Below are 19,303 nucleotides of genomic sequence, written 5' to 3'. Positions count from 1 at the left end.
TTTTTGTGCGTATAAATCCTGCGTGATAAGTATTTAATTTTATATCTTTTTGGCTTGTCCCGTATTTTGTTTTTAAGTAATTGATTTTTAAAGTATAAAATGAAACTGAAAGATTTTAGCTTCGAGCTTCCAGAGCACCTTATTGCCAAGTATCCAACTGAAAAACGCGCCGACAGTCGGCTGTTGCATCTGAATGGAATAAGTGGTCTCACTAATCACCGGCAATTCAAAGACATGCCAGAGCTGGTTGAACCTGGCGATCTGCTGGTATTTAACAATACCCGTGTTATGCCGGCGCGACTGTTGGGGAAAAAGGAAACCGGTGGTCAGGTAGAGGTGCTGGTGGAGCGGATATTACCTGACGATACCGTGTTGGCACACGTGCGGTCAAGCAAAGCGCCAAAGCCGGGTACACGACTGCGCCTTGAAGACGCTATCGACGCAGAGGTGACAGGACGCGACGATGCGTTGTTCCTATTGAAATTTCTGCATGACGAACCGGTATTAAGTTTGCTGGAAAAGCATGGCCACATGCCCCTTCCTCCGTATATCGACAGGCCCGATGAAAACAGTGACAAAGAACGCTATCAAACAGTGTATAACGCTAAGCCAGGGGCTGTAGCAGCACCGACAGCAGGACTGCATTTTGATGACGATATCCTGGCAGCCCTGAAACAGAAAGGCGTTAACCTTGCGTTTGTCACGTTACATGTAGGCGCTGGTACGTTCCAGCCAGTGCGTGTAGAGGATATTGAAACCCATAAAATGCATGCAGAATATGCAGAAGTACCTCAGGATGTGGTTGATGCGATCCTCGCCACCAAAGCTGCTGGTAAGCGGGTTATTGCGGTGGGTACTACGTCGGTACGCTCATTGGAGTCAGCGGCGGTTGCTGCCGAGTCGACTCCCGATATTATTATGCCCTTTTATGCTGATACAGATATCTTCATCTACCCTGGTTTTCGCTTTAAGGTAGTGGATGCCATGTTTACCAACTTCCATTTACCGGAGTCTACGTTAATGATGTTGATAAGTGCGTTTGCTGGCCGGGACAATGTGATGAATGCTTATCAGGAAGCGATCGAGAAAGAGTACCGTTTCTTCAGCTATGGCGACAGCATGTTCATCGAGAAAGCCTGAGGGGGCAACGTCAGACGAGACGTGCTCACGTCGGGGAACTGCCACTTAAGACACCTGCAGAACGTTACCCACGCCGGATAAATGCGCCGGAGCTTAAGAATCTCGCGATTGAGGGCATGATCTGGCGGCGATTACTGGTATAATCGCCGCCAAATTTTTTCTATATCGTCGACCCGACGCGCAAAGCGCACAACGATGGGATCAAACTTACATGCAATTTGAGCTGTTAAATACAGACGGAAATGCCCGACGTGGCCGCCTGGTATTTGAACGCGGTGTGGTAGAGACACCCGCTTTCATGCCGGTGGGCACCTACGGTACCGTCAAGGGGATGACCCCGGAAGAGCTTTCAGACAGTGGCGCGCACATCTGTCTGGGCAATACCTTTCACCTGATGTTGCGTCCGGGAACGGGCATCATTAAACAACATGGTGATTTACACGATTTCATGAACTGGGATAAGCCCATTCTTACCGACAGCGGCGGCTTCCAGGTGTTCAGTTTAGGGGATTTACGCAAGATTACTGAAGAAGGCGTGACCTTCCGCTCGCCAATTAATGGCGAGAAAATCCTGCTGACGCCGGAAAAGTCGATGGAAGTGCAGCGCGACCTGGGTTCTGACATCGTCATGATTTTTGACGAATGCACGCCTTATCCGGCTACCGAACAGGAAGCACGCCTGTCCATGGAAATGTCCTTACGCTGGGCCAAGCGCAGTAAAGATTCGCATGGCGATAACCCGTCGGCATTGTTCGGCATTATTCAGGGCGGCATGTACGAACCGTTACGTGATATCTCGCTGGCCGGGCTGGAAGACATCGGCTTCGATGGTTATGCCATCGGCGGATTGTCTGTAGGCGAGCCTAAAGAAGACATGATCCGCATCATCAATCATACTGCGCCACAAATTCCGGCTGACAAGCCGCGTTATCTGATGGGCGTGGGTAAGCCTGAAGATATCGTTGAAGCGGTTCGACGCGGGATTGATATGTTTGATTGCGTGATGCCAACGCGGAACGCCCGTAACGGTCATTTGTTTGTCACCGAAGGTGTGGTAAAAATCCGCAACGCGAAACATCGCAACGATACCTCACCGCTGGATGAAAATTGTGATTGTTACACTTGTAAAAATTATTCCCGCTCATATCTTCATCATTTAGATAAGTGCAATGAGATATTGGGCGCAAGGCTGAATACCATTCACAACCTGCGTTACTATCAGAGGGTGATGCAGGGGCTTCGCGATGCCATCGCAGCTAACGAGCTGGATGCCTTTGTGAATACCTTCTACGAACAAAAAAACATGCCGGTACCGGCGCTATAACAAACGTTATTTGGGGAGCAACATGAGTTTATTTATTTCTAATGCATACGCACAAACCGGTGGTGGCCAGCAAGGCGGTGGCTTTGAAATGCTGATCATGCTGGCTGTATTTGGCCTGATCTTCTATTTCCTGCTTTATCGTCCACAGGCAAAGCGCGTGAAAGAGCATAAAAACCTGGTGTCATCGTTAAGTAAAGGTGATGAAGTGCTTACCCAGGGCGGCCTGGTAGGTCGCATTACGAAAGTGTCTGACGACAAGGATTTTATCGAAGTGGCTCTGAACGATGACAACAACATTGTTGTTCAGAAAACCTCTGTTACTGCTGTGCTGCCAAAAGGCACTATGAAGTCACTGTAACTCACTTCGCGTCGGGGCTGGCTTTTCGCCGGCTTCCGGCAAAAAGGAATATTCTGTGTTAAACAAAAATACAATCTGGAAGGTGTTAGTGGCAGTCGTCATGATTGGCATGTGCGCACTGTATGCCCTTCCGAATATCTATGGCGAAGATCACGCCGTTCAAATTTCCGCAGGCCGCGATGCCACTGTTACTGAGCAGATGGTAACGCAGGTCGAGCAAGCCCTGAAAGCAAAGAATATCACGCCAAAGCGCATCGAATTTGAAAATGAACAAATTCTGGTTCGTGTAAACAATGGCGATACCCAACTGGTAGCACGTGAAGTGCTGGAAGAAGCATTGGGCGAAGAGTATTTCGTGGCGATGAACCTGGCCCCGGATACGCCAGACTGGCTGGAAGAGCTCGGCGGTACGCCGATGAAATTAGGTCTGGACCTGCGTGGTGGTGTGCACTTCCTGATGGAAGTTGACATGACCGAAGTGATGACCAAGTCGCTGGAAGACGCACAAAGCGATTTTCGTACAGCACTGCGTGAAGAAGGGCTGCGTTATCGCGCCGTCTCGCTGGAAGATAACTATATCGATATTAAATTCCGCGACCAGGAAACGCTGGAAAGCGCGGAGTTCTTTTTACGTAACCGTAATCGCGACCTGACCTTCACTGAGATGGATGATCTGGTGTTGCGTGCTGTATTTTCTGAAGCCAAGCTGGCAGAGATTCGTGATAACGCAGTAAAGCAAAACATCACTATTATCCGCAACCGGGTTAACCAACTGGGTGTTGCTGAGCCGGTAGTGCAAAAGCAAGGTGCCGATCGTATCGTAGTCCAGTTGCCGGGTATTCAGGACACCGCAAGAGCGAAAGAAATTCTTAACGCAACGGCCACGCTTGAATTCAGAATGGTCGATCAAAAGAACGATATCCGGGATGCCCTGAATGGTCGAGTGCCGCCGGGTTCGCAGATTATCGATAATCAGGAAGGCGTGCCGCAGCTACTGGAAAAACGCATTATGCTGAAAGGGAACCACATTGTGGATGCCAACAGCGGCGTAGATGAGTACGGCCTGCCAAATGTGAATATTTCACTGGATTCAGAAGGCGGTAACAAGATGTCCCGCGCTACACGGGGCAATATCGGCAAGCCTATGGCAACCGTGTTTATTGAATACAAAGCCACTGATGAGCGCAATGAAGACGGTAAACTGGTATTTGAAAAATACGAGCAGGTTATCAGCGTAGCTACCATTCGTGCGCAGTTGGGCAGTAAGTTTCAGATTACCGGTCTGGATTCTCCCAAAGAAGCCCGCGACCTGGCGTTGTTACTTCGTGCCGGTGCGTTGATTGCGCCTATTCAGATTGTTGAAGAGCGCACCGTGGGGCCAAGTCTGGGTCAGGAAAATATTGAACTGGGGATGCAGGCTATTATCTGGGGTCTGGCTGCCGTTCTGGTTTTCATGCTGATTTACTACAAAGCTTTCGGTGTGGTAGCTAACTTTGCGCTTATCACTAACCTGGTGATGATTGTGGGTATTATGTCGATGATCCCAGGCGCAACGCTGACGCTACCGGGTATGGCCGGTATTGTGCTAACGGTAGGTATGGCGGTTGACGCCAACGTGCTGATTTTTGAGCGTATACGCGAGGAACTTCGGGACGGCAGAAGCCCGCAGCAGGCGATTCATCATGGCTACGACAGCGCATTTTCGACGATTCTTGATGCGAATATTACTACCTTCATTGCGGGGCTGATTTTGTTCGCAGTGGGTACCGGACCAATTAAAGGCTTCTCGATTACCCTGATGATTGGTATCGCAACGTCTATGTTTACCGCCATTCTGGTGACTCGCGTGATTGTTAACGCAGTCTGGGGCGGACGCAAACTGAATAAATTGGCGATTTAAGGAGAACATCATGCAATTATTAAAGTTATCCGAAACCGTCAATTTTATGCGCCTTCGCATTCCTGCGATGGTGCTGTCTACCTTATTGATACTTGGTTCATTGGTGTCGTTGGGTGTCAACAAGCTAAACTGGGGCTTGGACTTTACTGGCGGTACGCTGATTGAAGTGGGCTACCCTGAATCGGCGAATCTTGAAAATATCCGCGATCAATTAAATGCGGCGACCTTCGAGGATGCCATTGTGCAGAACTTTGGTAGTAGTCAGGATGTGCTCATTCGTATTGCACCTCGTGAAGGCGTGAAAGCTGCCACGATTGGTGACCAGGTACTGGCAGCACTGCGTGCTGACGGCACAGAAGTCGACATGCGCCGTATTGAATTCGTTGGTCCGAATGTCGGTGACGAGCTGACGGAGCAGGGCGGTCTTGCCATGCTGGTAGCGCTTATCTGTATTCTGGTTTATGTGGCGATGCGCTTTGAATGGCGTTTTGCTTTGGGCTCGGTATCGGCATTGGTGCACGACGTGATCCTGACGCTGGGATTGTTCTCAGTATTGCAGCTTGAGTTTGACCTCACGGTGCTGGCTGCCGTTCTGGCTGTGATCGGTTACTCTCTGAACGATACCATTGTAGTATCAGACCGTATTCGCGAAAACTTCCGCAAGATCCGTAAAGGTGAGCCGGAAGAGATTGTGAATATCTCGCTGACGCAGACGCTGAACCGTACGATTATCACCTCACTCACTACGGTGTTGGTGTTGCTTGCGCTGTTTTACAAAGGTGGCGCATTGATCCACGGATTCGCCACAGCGTTGTTGTTTGGTGTTATTGTTGGTACTTACTCATCAATCTACATCGCAAGTTCTGTTGCACTGGCATTAGGTATCAGCAAAGAAGATTTGATGCCGCCGCAGGTGGAAAAAGAAGGCGCGGATTTGGATCCGATGCCATAAACAGCTGATTGGTTAAATAATAAAAAAAGCCGCGACGTCGCGGCTTTTTCGTATCTGCTTCCTGCACGCGGGTCAGGCGACCCGATACCTGAAGCTTGGCTTGGTGCTGGCTACTGAGCAATGGCACCGTGCTTGTTTATATAGCCTGGCGAACTGCGTGAGTAGCTGGTAACAATAAGGCAGCGACGTGAAGCTGCTTAACGACGTCGGGTAGTTCTGTGCAATGGCGCTTCCTGTAACGACAGACGCTAACACGATAAATCAGGCAACAGGAGATAGCGCAGCCTTTAACGCTGACTTATAGCGTCTTGAAACCGGCAGTGATGCTCCGGATGTGAGCGTAATTGTGCCATCACCGCTTTCATCATACCGGATGTCACTGATAGCGTTCGCGTGAGCGGCGTACGAGCGATGTATGCGGTAAATTGAATGCACATTCGCCTGGTCACAGAATCGTTTCATTGTCATACGCAGGGGGTAGACGCCTTTAGCGGTGTGCAGATTCACGTAGTTACCGGCAGCTTCAATCCACTGAATATCTGCAACCCGCACCAGAAATTCACGGTTCAGCTTTTTCACCAGCAGGTTTTCAGGAAGCCCATCCGGGCTCTCATTGCCGCTGGCATCCTCTTTATTTACCGGCGAAGCCTGGCCGATGAGCCGGCGATAAGAAAAACGAAGAAGATAGTAAAAAATGACAAGGGTAAAGTAGCCCCAGAGATCTTTGCGGTATTCGTAAAAAAATTCGCGGAAAAGCGGACCAAATTCGTAACTCCTTTCAGACAACAGATATACCGCTTTGCGCATCATCACCATTAAAAAGACATGGCACACTGAAAATAATGTCGCCAGGGTCAGGTGGATCAGCAGCAACGCTTTCAGTGATATTGTGCTAATGGTCAGTTGTCTGAATACCAGCGCCAGAGGAATAATTAGCAGCGTGGTGCTGATGGCGCTGGAATATTCCCAGATAAACGGTTCCCACAGTGCATGAGTATTCGTGTCAGTTCGCGACAGCTCGGTCCATGTGGATACGGCGTTAACGGTATTGTTCGCCATGAAATACACAAACGCCAGAGCAATAGACATCCAGAGGTGGTGTTTTTCGGTCCGTCTCAGGAACCGACTGATTTTTTCGTCCCAGCTACCCACCGCTTGTCACCTATTCCTTATTTTTCATCACTTTAGCCTCGCCGAAGTGATAGCAAAACCGCATTCTCAGCGTGTAATTCAATCGGAGTTTTGTTTATGAATCAAGGTGATTTCGTTAAGGAACAACAAAAAGAACGGTTCCATGCTTTGGATAATCTGCGGGTGCTGGCATTCGGTGTACTGATTTTGTATCACATCGGAATGTTTTATGTACTGGACTGGGGCTGGCATATTAAAAGCGACACGCAGTTTGGCTGGCTGCAGGATGTGATGCTGCTTACCAATCAGTGGCGGATGTCGTTACTTTTTCTGATATCCGCCATGGTGCTTGGGGTATTACTGAAGCGATATCCACAATGGACGGTTGTGAGGGAGCGTACCCGTCGGTTATTAATACCACTACTTTTTGGCATGGTTGTTATTGTGGCGCCACAGGTATTTATTGAAGGAACGGTGAATGAGATATTCGATGTGTCGTTCTTTCAGTTTTACGGGCAATACGTGAATCCGGTAACCACCTGGCTCCCTGAGCATCAGTCCGCCATCGGGCTGTTGACCTGGAATCATCTGTGGTTTTTACCTTATCTTTTTTGCTACAGCATTATTATCGCTATCTGTTATCCCTTGCTGGCAAGGTTGGCGTCTGCCTGGCCTGCCTCTTTGGATAAGCCACATTTTTTTATGACGCTTATCATCGGCCTGACGATGGTTGTATGGCTGGCGCTGCGGCAGGATTATCCGACAACACATGATTTGGTGAATGACTGGTACAGTCACGCAAAGTACTTTCTGGTTATGTTAACGGGCTTTATTATTGTTAGTCGTCCCGTGATCTGGTCGCAGTTAATGACGCACAGGCGCGTGCTGCTAATCGTTGCGATGGTGATGTATGCGGTAATTATTGCATATCGTCATGATGCATTCGGTAGTTTGTCCGAAGACGAACAAAACTCACCCCGCTTTCTTCTCATCGTCGCCACGGTCGTCGTCACAAATCACTGGTGCTGGCTTGGCGCGATCCTGGGGTACGGGAAAAAGTATTTACACTACCGTGGCGCACTGACGCGATATCTGAATACGGCGATATTGCCTTATTACCTGCTGCATCAAACCTTAATTGTTGTGTGTGCTTATTGGCTAATGCCGTTAGCCCTGCCGGTCTGGATAGAGTTTGCCTTGATATTGTCGTTTACGGCGCTCGGATGTGCTGCGGGCTACGAACTGGTGCGCAGAGTTTCTTGGCTAAGGCCTTGCTTTGGGCTGAGGCAGAAAGCGAGTGGACAAGCTAGTCAAATTGACAGAGCAGAGACAGTAAAAGCGATTGCTAAGGGTGAAAATTCGGCGTGACAACGAATGAGAGAGTATGCGGTGACGTAGCACAAGTGAAGGTGAAACAAAGGTAACGCAGTAGTCTATGGCTCGGGTTACACAACCAGGTGACGACGTGCAGCTAAACGGAAATGAATGAAAAAGAGCGGCAGATGCCGCTCTTTTTTGGGATGACTTATTTCAAGTGCTTAACCAGACCCTGCACGACTTTGGCAGAACCCGCCACAATCTCACCTTTGAAAAGCGGATCGTTACCGCCTTTAAAATCGGTAACCAGACCGCCAGCTTCACGCACCAGCAGTTCTCCTGCTGCGATGTCCCATGGCTTTATGCCGCGCTCCCAGTAGCCGTCATGACGACCGGCTGCTACATAGGCCATATCCAGTGCTGCACTACCGGCGCGACGGATGTCGCCACAGTCATGGAAGATTTTATTCAGACTTAACGCGAACTCGCCGAAGCGGGCTTTGTCTTTGAAGGGCAAGCCGGTAGCAAGTACGGTTTCAGCCAGATCTTTCGGCTTGGATGCGCGGATACGATAACCATTTAGCTGCGCGCCTTTACCACGACTGGCAGTGAACAGTTCACCACGAATCGGATCGAAAACCACCGCCTGGTCCAGACGGCCTTTGTACAGAAGCGCAATAGAAACGGCAAAATGAGGGATGCCTTTTACAAAATTGGTGGTACCGTCCAGAGGGTCGATAATCCATTGGAAATCACTGTCTTTGCCTTCCGTTTCGCCACTTTCTTCGCCTAAGAACGAATGATCAGGGAACGATTGCTGAATTTTATGAATTATGGCTTTTTCAGCCTCTTTATCAATTTGCGTAACGTAGTCGTTACTGCCTTTTGATTCAGTTGCTAATTCGCTGCGGTTTTCAAAACCACGGGCAATAAGAGTTCCGGCAACACGCGCAGCGCGCACCGCAATATTCAGCATCGGATGCATAGTCATTCCACCAATTGTCAAAGATCATGAGAAACGGCAACGAGGTGCCTTTCCAAAACGCGCGCAGTGTAACAGAACAGCGCCATGTTGCAATCAAAATAGCAGCGCATGCTAAAACTGCAAGATAGCCATCTAGACCGCCATATGCTACTATCCGCCACCATTGAATCAAGTAACGTGGCGAAATCGACCATGCTAGACAACATCCGCATTATTCTTGTTAACACCTCCCATACCGGCAATATCGGCTCTGCCGCCCGTGCAATGAAAACCATGGGGCTTAGCAACTTGTATCTGGTGGATCCGGTGCAGGCACCGGATGGCAAATCAAGTGCGCTGGCTGCAGGCGCTGGCGATGTGCTCGCGAATGCAACAACCGTGTCTTCACTGGAAGAGGCAGTTGCAGATTGCGGTTTGGTAATTGGCACTTCGGCACGCTCACGCACGCATTCCTGGCCAATGCTGGAACCTCGCGAGTGCGGAAAGAAACTGATCCAGGAAGTGAGTCAGTACCCGGTTGCACTGGTGTTTGGCCGCGAAAATAATGGTTTAACCAATGAAGAGTTACAGCAGTGCCATTTTCACGTGTGTATTCCAGCTAATCCAGAGTACAGCTCGCTGAACCTGGCCGCTGCCGTGCAAACCCTTTGCTACGAAACCCGCATGGCATATCTTGATCAGGAGCGTCACCCTGAGGAGCCGGAATCAGAATATCCTTTGAACGAGGATTTGGAGCGTTTCTATGTGCATCTGGAGTCCACGCTGAAGTCGACAGGCTTTATTGTAGAAAACCATCCTGGTGTGGTCATGACCAAGCTTCGCCGGTTATACAATCGCGCGCGCCCGGAATCGCAGGAGTTAAATATTCTGCGCGGTATTCTATCCTCTATTGATAAGTCGATTAAAAAAGAGTAGTGCCATGTTTTCCCGAATCAAAGACGACATTCAGGGCGTATTTCACAGAGACCCTGCTGCCAGAAATACCTTTGAGGTTCTGACCAACTACCCGGGACTTCACGCGGTATGGCTGCATCGCATAAGTCACAAGCTATGGAAGCTGGAATGGAAGTGGCTGGCTCGTACATTGTCAACTTTTAGCCGGTGGTTGACGGGCATTGAAATTCATCCGGGCGCCACGCTGGGTCGCCGTGTTTTTATCGATCACGGCATGGGTGTGGTCATTGGTGAAACTGCCGAAATAGGTGATGACGTTACGCTGTATCACGGTGTCACCCTTGGCGGCACGAGCTGGAAAGCAGGCAAGCGTCACCCCACATTAAAGAACAACGTGGTTATTGGCGCCGGAGCTAAAGTACTGGGCCCTATTACGATTGGTGAAGGGGGGAAAGTCGGCTCTAACTCTGTAGTGGTAAAAGACACCCCCCCTGGTTCCACTGTAGTAGGTATTCCCGGGCGTATCGTGGCAACTACGAACACGACAGCGGAAAAAGACAATGACAAGCGTAATAAGATCGCCAGAAAATATGGATTCGATGCTTATGCTGTTGCCGTTGATAATCCTGATCCGGTAGCAAATGCAATGGGCGTAATGCTGGAACATATGCACATGATGGACTCGAAGGTGGAAGAGCTGTGCAAAGTCATCCAGTCAATGGGCGGGGAAGTGTGCACCGATAACCTGCACGCGATCACTGCTGAGGACTTTGCTGAAACCGGGATTTCTCCTGTCATTCCTAAACAGGCTGACACCCATGAGGAATTTGATCCCAGCATATAAGGACAAACGGCGGTTAATACCAGCCTGTTTTCACTGCATATCTGCTCATTGCAGACCAGAGGTGGAAAGTGCATAGCGACAGGCCACTAGCGGTGATCATCATCCCTCGGCATGGTGGGAAGTTGTCCGTGAATTTTTTTGTGAAACCCAAGCCAAAGAGGCTCACGGAAGCGCTCAAGACGTAACAACCTTGTCACCAGTTCAGAGATTACAGCGCTGACAATATACACCATTAAAATCAAGCTAACTCTCCTGTACTCGAATAGGGGTCCCTCAAGCCATCGGTACCAAGTCGGGAAAAAGGCATAAATAACCGGCAAGTGGATAATGAACACAACGATGGTGTTCCTTGAGAAAAACTGTGCTACACGGTTGGCAGGCAGCCGTCGTGTAAATTGAAAAAACAACCACGTACTTAATAAATAGATGGTGGATACCAGCAACGACTGTAAAGGTACCGTCCAGGTATCACCCAGTATAATGTGGTTGAAGGGCAGGGAGCCTTCTATTGTAAACATTCGCATCGCGGCGCTCCAGGCTGCGGCAATGAGGACCCAGACTACGCCGGTAATGATGGCAATGTTCAGCGATGTTTCATCAGCTTTATTACATAAATAGTGTCCCAGTAAAAAGACGCTGAGCCAGTTAGGGAAAAGCATGTAGGCGATAAAAGACATGTCTGCGCTAATCAATGTACCGCGAACGACATTTTCGAGTATAAAAGCAACGCATAGCGTCGAGATACGAACATGCAGGTGTCGAGTGACGCAAAACCAAAGTAAAACAAGGTGCAGATAGGTGCCGATATACCAAGTGGTAGAGTTAGCCGGAAAGTCATTAAAAAGCACATTCGCACCAAATACGAATGGTGTGTAGTTACTTAGCTGAAGCGTCCCGTATAAATAATAAAACATCACACTGAAAAACACGGCAAAGGCTATACCATACGCGAAAAGTGAGAAGATGCGTTTATACACCGTATACCACGTGGCTTTGCTTACATTTGCCAGCCCCCAGCCAGAAATAAAGACAAAAAAAGCGACGCCTAATTGCTTTGTATTCGCCGGAAGTGAAAGCTGGTTGAATGCGGCATTAGGGTCGCCTATTACGTGGCCGGCCACTATCAACAGCATACCAATCGCTTTCATCCAGTCGATGAAATTTTGACGCGCTACAGCAGATTGCATAGCCGATTCCTTTATTTGCTGTTGCCAGGAAGGTCAACATGTCTGATAAAGCGAGGGGGATTGCCGGTAACCAGAATACCGCCCTTGATGTCGGTAGAGACAACCGAACCTGAACCAATCTGACTGCTATCACCGATATTGGCTGCCACTGTACACCCTTCACCTATCCAGACATTACTGCCTATTTCCGTGCGAGCAACGGAATCAATGGTAAACGCTGTCCAGTGCCCATCTTCGCCCATCGAGTGCAGTGCATTTCGACTGATAATGCTTGAGCGGCTTCCAATAAGACTGTATTCCCCAATCCGGGCTGAACCGATGATCGTATACATGCCAAAATAAACATGCTTTTCTACGATTGCCGATCTGTGCGCAAAAATGGTCCCAAAGCCGATATGACAATCAGTTGAACAATATTCCAAGGTAAGTGAATAGAACGCTTTTCTCAGGAAAGCGCCTGGCAGCCCAGGAAACAAGGCGACGACATGGCTACAAAAACCAAATACAGACTCAGAATTCCCTTTTGTTAGCCATTCTTCGATTTTGCACGCCACAATAAGGGGTGACATGGTGATCTGGCTCAATATGATTAGGCTTTGTTTGATAAATTGTCGCATGCTTGTTACCCATTTATGACAAGATCAGGGGCGATTAAGTCTGCGGTTGATCAGGAGTCGGGAGCTAAACCATACAGAAATTTTCTGGCTTCATTGCTACTGAATCCAGCCATCAGGAACAGTGAGTATCCGCAATTTCCGCTATGAAGGTAGCTTCGGCTTTACTGAACAAAGCGAGGCTTGTTTATACGTTAATAGTTATTAATTTTAATTTGAATTCAGTTACTTTATTTCTCTGCGCATTTTCTTATACCTCTCATTATAGGTGGTCTCTGCCGTAACCAAGACCTTTACAGGGATTTTGTAACTGCTTAGTCTTTCAACACAATATTCCCGGATCCGCTTTTTCATCTCACGGCTAGACAGCGGTTCTGTGGGCTTTATTTTGGCAACGACAACCTTTCCGGTGATCGGGTGCGCTTCGCCGTATATCACAACATCTTCAATCTCAGGCATTTCAAGCAGCACACTTTCCACTTCAGCGGGAAAGACCTTGGAGCCACCAACATTGATAATTTCACTTTTGCGTCCCAGAATTTTTAGCCATTCTCCGTCTTGCTCTACGAGATCGCCGGTATCCATATAGCCTTCGTCATCGAATGGAGAGGGAGCATTTAAATAGCCAAGCATGGATGATTCGGCGCGGATCCTGAGGGTATTGTCGACGACTTTCACATCAAATTCGTTACCACCTATTCTGACCCACAATGACGCGGAATCTCGAGACTTTGACCGTAAAATACCCACTTCAGATAGTCCGTAGGTTTGTTGAAACTCTATATCAGGAAAGGTAGACACCAATTTCTCAAGCGTGCTCTGCTGCATAGGCTCGGTGCCATAGGTAACCAGCGCCAGGCTTGAGAGGTCATAGTTTTCATATGCTCTGCTAAGCAGCAGCAAATTCAGAAATGTCGGAGAGGTAGGAAGTACCTGCGCGCGATAGCGCTCAATTGCCTGGCACACGCTGGCAGGAGACCTGTCATTTGCTACGACAACCGTTCCGTTATTTGCCAGCGCAAAAAGTAATGAATTCACCCCGCCGATATGATCAAGCTGCAAAAAAATTAACATGCGAAGCGACTTTCTCGGGGTAGTAAATTTCTGCATTAACTTACGCAAGTTCTGCACTATCCCTTTACTCTTACCGGTGCTTCCCGATGAGAACAAAACTAAACCAGGATCAGATGTCTCCCTAAGCGATTCATAGAGCGGGTGAGAATGCTTGCGCTCACGGCATAATAATTTTGGATTGCCATTACCAAGTTCAATATCAAACTCTGTCTGGGCGATATCACGAAATTCATCAAAGTGTGCAGCTGAGTCGTTCGATAGCGGCACAATAATATTCTTGTTATCAGCCAGTGCGAAAAACAACGCGATTGCGTCTGCGGAGTAATCCCCGTTAAAGGACACGACGGCTCCCTGATGGATTGCTTCTTGCTTAATCCACGAGCGAAACAGATCTATCTTAACTAACAATTCTTCATTACTGATCCGCACCGCATCGGATACCACCGCTTCATGTTCTGGTGCCTGCTGCATTTGTTCCAGAAAAAATGCAATCATGCTGAAACCCCGCCCAGATAAATGGTTTGCCCTGTTATCATATGGCTTTCGGGCTGCGAGAAGAATCCAATGACATTTAATACGTCAGCGTCTGTCGCCATTTGCTTGATGGCTTGTTTTTGAATAAGCGCCTCAAGTTTTTCTTTCGGCACGGAACGCACCAGGTCAGTGTCAATGGGGGATGGACCCACAGCATTGCAGGTAATTTTGAAATGACCATATTCCTTGGCAAGTACTTTAGTGAATGTTTCTACCGCACTTTTACTTGCGGCATAGGCCGCCTCTCCCTCAAGTAATAACGGCACTGCGACAGTAGAAAAATTGATAATGCGTGGGGCCGTGCTGCGTTTTAATAATCCAAATGCTTTTTGACAGCACAGTGCGGTACCAAGAACGTTCACATTCAGAATATTCTGAAAAGTTGAATACGGCGTGGTTGCAAATGCATTCATACTGGCGATCCCTGCATTATTCACCAGTATGTCAACTTTCCTGGTTGCTTGTCGCAACCCCTTAAAAAATGCGGACACGGCTTTTTCATCAGTTACATCGACTTCACTGTGTGTATACCTGTCGTGCGTTAATGTTGATATTGATCGTGACAGGCCGAATACCTGATCACCTTGGGCAAGGAAGTACTTTGCAATAGCGAGACCTAAGCCTTTGCTAGAGCCCGTAACCACGACAACTCTGCTCATATCTCAGATCTCAACAGTACAAGCAGCGTTGATAAATTGAAGTAAAGAATGAACATCCTTGAATGGACTGTTAGTTTGCGACATGGCTTTGTCATCGCTGAGCGAGACGTTGATACCATGCTCTGCAAGTTCATCTTCGATGTCGACAAGTACACTTACCAGGTCCATTGAATCGAGATAACCCTGTTTGCTGTAAAGCGGGGTATCTTCTGAAATGGGGATCTGATTATCGCTGGTGCGTGTATGATTTATCATTTCAAGCGCGTTGAAGATGATTTTCTTTAACTCCGTGTTGGTCATATTTTTTCCCTGAAAATAAAATGTGCTATCAGACTTTTATAGCTCGTGACATGACGGCTTCACTTTCTGATTGCATGAATTGTTATATCACGGATGGTTAAAAAGTAAACAATTATAATAAGAGAGGCCTCGTCGATAAACTGTCAGGAACTCTTTGGTTAACTCTTTGGAACAACAACGCCAGGATAGTTTCTGAGGAACAGAAAACGGCGAAATCAAAGTTGGTAAAAAGCGAAGTTCTCAAATTATTAATTTGCAGGAAAGTTAGTAAAAAAAGCGTAATTCAGATATCTTAATTTCAGTCTTATTATGATGCAGGCGTGTTAGCTTATGCAGTTCGGCAAGGATGGCGATATTTCATTTTCCCTTGAACAGGGGGAAAATGTGGGCCCGCGTAAGCAGTTAGAATCGGGGCTCCCTTTTCCTAAAGGACTGTTATCGTCACCTGCGCAATTGTTGCTTACTGCAAATGGCAAAGCTGTAGATTGTTATTGTCAGGTTTTATCTCGATGGCCAGATAATACTATTCGCTGGCTGTTGCTGGGCACGACAGACAGTGCTGGCTTGCCTGCTCAATGCCAATTGCGCGTGAGTAAACAGCCCCACTACTTCTCGCCACTATCAACCTCTTCTGAGCTGATTACCATTACGGAAAATGCCGATAAGCTGACCGTCAGCACGGGTCTTAATACATTCGAATTAGATAAAACGCTGCTGACCGTGCCTTCCATGCATGCTGCGGATAAAAAAAATGGGGTTTATCTGCGTGATGTATCAGGGATCCCACATGCTGCATGGGTTAAAAATATCAGCGTGAGACACTTTAGTCATCCAAACTCTGGTCTGCTCAAAAGTGTTCTTGTTACCGTCAGTGGAGAGTTTAAGTCAGAGGCCAGTGCGGGGGCCGGGATATGTTTTGAGGCAGAATATCGTTTATACGCCGGTCTGCCAGCGGTAAAATTTGATTTCACAGTACATAATCCAGAGGCTGCGCGGCATGAAGGTGGTCGTTGGGATCTTGGTGATGCCAACTCTTTTCTCTTTAACTCATTGAGTCTTGAAGTCTCTACGTCGCCGCAACAGCAACTATACTACCGAACCAGCCCGACAGACGATACCTACGTCATACCTGACCGGCCCTTTAAAATTCAGCAACATGCAAGTGGTGGGAAAAACTGGCAAAGTCCGGCTCATCTTGATCGCAATAATCGTGTTCCTATGCCAGAGAATGGATACAGCGTATCTGCTGGCAATACAAGAATAAAACACGGAATGAGATGTCAGCCTTGTTTATTCTTTGCGGATGAGGAAGCTGTGCAAGGCACCGTCTCAATCGAGTCGTTTTGGCAGAACTTCCCCAGTGCCCTGGAGGTTAGAAATGATGAGATGCTTATTCACCTTTTTCCTCCGATAGAGGGCCAGGACTATGAGTTGCAGGGAGGAGAGAAAAAAACACATACAGTGTGGTTTACGGATACCGTTGATACGCTTGATGGCGTCGAGCACCAATATCAATGGCGGATCGCTGCCGACTGGGTAGCGCACTGTAATGTTATTCCCCATTTTTCATCAGCTCCCGCGCCAGATGGCCTACAGCAGCTTATTGATGACGGAATCGAAGGCGACGATTCATTTTATGCCAAACGTGAGCATATTGACGAATTCGGCTGGCGGAACTTTGGTGATTTATACGCTGATCATGAAACCGCTTTCCATCAGAGTGAAACGCCCTTCGTCAGCCACTATAACAATCAATATGACCCGCTGTTTGGCATGCTTAAACAATATATCACGGTGGGCGACGAGCGTTGGCTGGCACTGGCCAGGGATCTTGCCAGGCATATTACTGACATCGATATCTATCATACACACCGTGATAAGCCTGAATATAATGGTGGGCTCTTCTGGCATACCGACCATTATCTGGATGCAAAAACGAGTTCGCACCGATCTTATTCGAAACATCACGAGCAGGGTGTATACAACGATCACGCCGGTGGGGGAGGGCCGGGAGGGCAGCATTGTTATACCTCCGGTCTTCTGTTGCATTACTACATCACCGGTGACCTGAAAAGCAAAGACGCCGTATTAACGCTAACAGATTGGGTTACTCGTTTTTACGAAGGCACTGGAACGTGTCTTGAGTTACTCATGTCTATCCGCAACCGCCACGTCCGCGGGTTAAAAGATCCAATCAAAGAGCGTTACCCGCTTGATCGTGGAACCGCTAACTATGTGAATGCACTGCTGGACAGTTTTGAATTAACGGAAGATAAGAGTTACCTGGTTCAGGCTGAACACGTTATACAAAACACCTTTCATCCCAATGATGATATTGAAAGTCTGGATCTACAAAATGTCGAATATTGCTGGTTCTATACGGTGTTTTTGCAGGCCGTAGCGCGCTATTTGTTTGTAAAAGAGCAGCTTGATAGTTGTGATGCCAATTTCTATCTCGCGCGTGATGGGCTTTGCCATTATGCAAAGTGGATGGCACAGAATGAGCAACCCTACTTAACAACACCAGATATCCTTGAATATCCTAATGACACCTGGACAGCCCAGGATCTGAGGAAAGTAAACGTTCTTTTGCTGGCTAACTATTACGCGAACCGTCAGTTTCCGGAAATGGAAGAAAAAGCAAAAAACATTCTGGCTTTCATATCAGAGAAACTGACAACGTCAAAAGAGCGACATTATTGCCGGATCCGTGCTTTGCTCATGCAAAATACCGGTGTGACGGCATATTATCGAATGGCTGATGATGCAACGACCTATAACGCCATATCCTCCGCCTGGAAGCCAGTGTCGTCGCGCAGTAGCGTGCTAAGCACAGCGGTTAAGCGCTTATCATCTTTTTCCCTTGCTAAAGAGAAAGCATGGCTTAAACCGAGGTTAAATCGTACAGCAAAGACTAACGAGCGGAGCGAGCATAAACGCAGTAAACCACCACTTCTCTTTGTGGTATCCATCGATACAGAAGAAGAGTGGGATTGGAGAAGAGGCTTTCCGGACAGTAATTTTGACCTGACTAATATTCAAAAGCTTCCTCTGTTGCAGAAAACGTTCTCTGAGCTTGGTATACGGCCAACGTATTTCGTTGACTACGCGGTTGCCGATGATAATCGCGCGGCACAAACTATTCTGCCGTATGTGTTGACACATGAGTGTGAAATCGGTGCGCATCTTCACCCATGGTGTAATCCTCCGTATTTTGGCAAAACCACCGAAAAAGAGTCGCATGTGGTGAATTTGCCCAAAGCGCAAACAGAAGCCAAATTACTCCGCCTGACAGAAAAACTGAAACAGCAGTTTGGCGTTCAGCCACGATCTTTCAGAACAGGACGCTGGGGAATTGATTCTACGGTGCTTAGTTTGCTCATAGATTATGGTTATGATGTTGATTCGAGTGTCTATCCATTCTGGTCGACAGAGTATTTCAATTGCGCCGGCGGTCCCTTGGTTCCCTACTGGCCTGACAGTAACGACCCGGTTGCACCTGGTAATCAACACGATATTTACGAAGTGCCGGTAACGGTAGGTTTCAACAATAAATATTTTCAGAAAAGTTATGCGATTCACAGCGTCTTGGAACGTCCACCATTCAATGCGCTTCGGTTGGTAGGTATCGCATGGCGCACGCAACTGTTAAGAAAACTCTACCTTTGCCCGGAACTGAGTACTGCTGAAGACATGGTCACATTATGCCACCGGGCACTGGATAACGATTACCCTGTATTGCATATGTATATGCACAGCTCCAGCTTAATCGACAATGATAATAGCCTTGTTAATCAACGAAACGCCTTTGCGAATGTCACGCAATCAATCAGAGCAGTAGTGAATGCGGCTCAAGCGCGTCGGGAAGTGCGGTTCTGCACGTTAAGTGAAGCAGCGGATATTCTCAAATCGCGTAATTAGTATGTTTCTGTATTGATGATGGGGCACAAACGCGAATTTGCTAAAAAAGCGCCAACGTGTCGTGGTTTTTCATTTCCGTTACGGACAGCAACTGTCCTCGCGTAACCGATGATAACGACGACCTTTCTTCGTTTCCGGACAATTGTTGAAAGTGTAAGTCTGATTTCAC

Annotated in this window: 16 protein-coding genes; 9 read left to right on the top strand and 7 right to left on the bottom strand. The window is 47.8% G+C overall.

What is annotated here, in order from left to right; translation table 11 throughout:
• The first annotated feature begins 99 nt into the window (after positions 1 to 99).
• From queA to secF, 5 genes are all read left to right on the top strand, one after another.
• Positions 100 to 1,140: a tRNA preQ1(34) S-adenosylmethionine ribosyltransferase-isomerase QueA gene (queA, locus tag ACLBLI_RS13275; RefSeq protein ID WP_414828070.1), complete on the top strand. Its 1,041-nt coding sequence runs from the start codon at positions 100 to 102 to the stop codon at positions 1,138 to 1,140.
• 211 nt (positions 1,141 to 1,351) lie between these two features.
• Positions 1,352 to 2,464 (top strand): tRNA guanosine(34) transglycosylase Tgt, encoded by a 1,113-nt coding sequence (gene tgt / locus ACLBLI_RS13270; RefSeq protein ID WP_414828069.1) that lies wholly within the window; start codon positions 1,352 to 1,354, stop codon positions 2,462 to 2,464.
• Between the two features lie 22 nt (positions 2,465 to 2,486).
• Positions 2,487 to 2,822 (top strand): preprotein translocase subunit YajC, encoded by a 336-nt coding sequence (gene yajC / locus ACLBLI_RS13265; RefSeq protein WP_414828068.1) that lies wholly within the window; start codon positions 2,487 to 2,489, stop codon positions 2,820 to 2,822.
• A 55-nt stretch (positions 2,823 to 2,877) separates the two neighbouring features.
• On the top strand, positions 2,878 to 4,722 hold the full coding sequence (gene secD / locus ACLBLI_RS13260; protein ID WP_414828067.1) for a protein translocase subunit SecD: 1,845 nt from the start codon (positions 2,878 to 2,880) through the stop codon (positions 4,720 to 4,722).
• A 10-nt stretch (positions 4,723 to 4,732) separates the two neighbouring features.
• Positions 4,733 to 5,674 (top strand): protein translocase subunit SecF, encoded by a 942-nt coding sequence (gene secF, locus ACLBLI_RS13255; protein WP_414828066.1) that lies wholly within the window; start codon positions 4,733 to 4,735, stop codon positions 5,672 to 5,674.
• Positions 5,675 to 5,935: 261 nt separating this feature from the next.
• Here the strand turns inward: secF and ACLBLI_RS13250 are convergent, their stop codons facing one another.
• Positions 5,936 to 6,826 (bottom strand): LytR/AlgR family response regulator transcription factor, encoded by an 891-nt coding sequence (locus ACLBLI_RS13250; RefSeq protein WP_414828065.1) that lies wholly within the window; start codon positions 6,824 to 6,826, stop codon positions 5,936 to 5,938.
• A 96-nt stretch (positions 6,827 to 6,922) separates the two neighbouring features.
• Here ACLBLI_RS13250 and ACLBLI_RS13245 point away from each other — a divergent pair, with 96 nt between their 5' ends.
• On the top strand, positions 6,923 to 8,173 hold the full coding sequence (locus tag ACLBLI_RS13245) for an acyltransferase family protein (RefSeq protein ID WP_414828064.1): 1,251 nt from the start codon (positions 6,923 to 6,925) through the stop codon (positions 8,171 to 8,173).
• A 157-nt stretch (positions 8,174 to 8,330) separates the two neighbouring features.
• Here ACLBLI_RS13245 and suhB read toward each other — a convergent pair whose 3' ends face one another.
• Positions 8,331 to 9,107 carry an inositol-1-monophosphatase gene (gene suhB / locus ACLBLI_RS13240; protein WP_414828063.1) on the bottom strand — a complete coding sequence of 259 codons (777 nt, stop codon included), beginning with the start codon at positions 9,105 to 9,107 and terminating at the stop codon, positions 8,331 to 8,333.
• Between the two features lie 192 nt (positions 9,108 to 9,299).
• On the opposite strand from suhB, the gene trmJ reads away from it, so the two are divergent.
• The gene (trmJ, locus tag ACLBLI_RS13235; RefSeq protein WP_414830966.1) at positions 9,300 to 10,022 is read left to right on the top strand and encodes a tRNA (cytosine(32)/uridine(32)-2'-O)-methyltransferase TrmJ; all 723 of its coding nucleotides are present in this window, start codon (positions 9,300 to 9,302) and stop codon (positions 10,020 to 10,022) included.
• A 4-nt stretch (positions 10,023 to 10,026) separates the two neighbouring features.
• Positions 10,027 to 10,845, top strand: coding sequence for a serine O-acetyltransferase (gene cysE / locus ACLBLI_RS13230; protein WP_414828062.1), 819 nt, complete (start codon positions 10,027 to 10,029; stop codon positions 10,843 to 10,845).
• Between the two features lie 86 nt (positions 10,846 to 10,931).
• On the opposite strand, the gene ACLBLI_RS13225 is transcribed toward cysE, so the two are convergent.
• From ACLBLI_RS13225 to ACLBLI_RS13205, 5 genes are all read right to left on the bottom strand, one after another.
• Entirely contained in the window at positions 10,932 to 12,032 is a 1,101-nt protein-coding gene (locus ACLBLI_RS13225; protein WP_414828061.1) for an acyltransferase family protein, read from the bottom strand.
• An 11-nt stretch (positions 12,033 to 12,043) separates the two neighbouring features.
• The gene (locus ACLBLI_RS13220; protein ID WP_414828060.1) at positions 12,044 to 12,649 is read right to left on the bottom strand and encodes an acyltransferase; all 606 of its coding nucleotides are present in this window, start codon (positions 12,647 to 12,649) and stop codon (positions 12,044 to 12,046) included.
• 222 nt (positions 12,650 to 12,871) lie between these two features.
• Positions 12,872 to 14,215 carry an ANL family adenylate-forming protein gene (locus ACLBLI_RS13215; RefSeq protein ID WP_414828059.1) on the bottom strand — a complete coding sequence of 448 codons (1,344 nt, stop codon included), beginning with the start codon at positions 14,213 to 14,215 and terminating at the stop codon, positions 12,872 to 12,874.
• Positions 14,212 to 14,913, bottom strand: coding sequence for an SDR family NAD(P)-dependent oxidoreductase (locus tag ACLBLI_RS13210; RefSeq protein ID WP_414828058.1), 702 nt, complete (start codon positions 14,911 to 14,913; stop codon positions 14,212 to 14,214). The genes ACLBLI_RS13215 and ACLBLI_RS13210 overlap by 4 nt, the downstream gene beginning before the upstream one ends.
• Positions 14,914 to 14,916: 3 nt before the next feature.
• Positions 14,917 to 15,213 carry a hypothetical protein gene (locus ACLBLI_RS13205; protein ID WP_414828057.1) on the bottom strand — a complete coding sequence of 99 codons (297 nt, stop codon included), beginning with the start codon at positions 15,211 to 15,213 and terminating at the stop codon, positions 14,917 to 14,919.
• 330 nt (positions 15,214 to 15,543) lie between these two features.
• Between ACLBLI_RS13205 and ACLBLI_RS13200 the strand changes: the two genes are divergently transcribed.
• Complete coding sequence (locus ACLBLI_RS13200; RefSeq protein ID WP_414828056.1) at positions 15,544 to 19,134, top strand: hypothetical protein; 3,591 nt, start codon at positions 15,544 to 15,546, stop codon at positions 19,132 to 19,134.
• The last annotated feature ends 169 nt before the right edge of the window (positions 19,135 to 19,303 follow it).

This window comes from Alteromonas sp. H39, from assembly GCF_047556435.1.
Lineage (GTDB): Bacteria > Pseudomonadota > Gammaproteobacteria > Enterobacterales > Alteromonadaceae > Alteromonas.
Note: the sequence above shows the minus strand (reverse complement) of the source record. Positions and strands in the feature narration are given on the sequence as shown.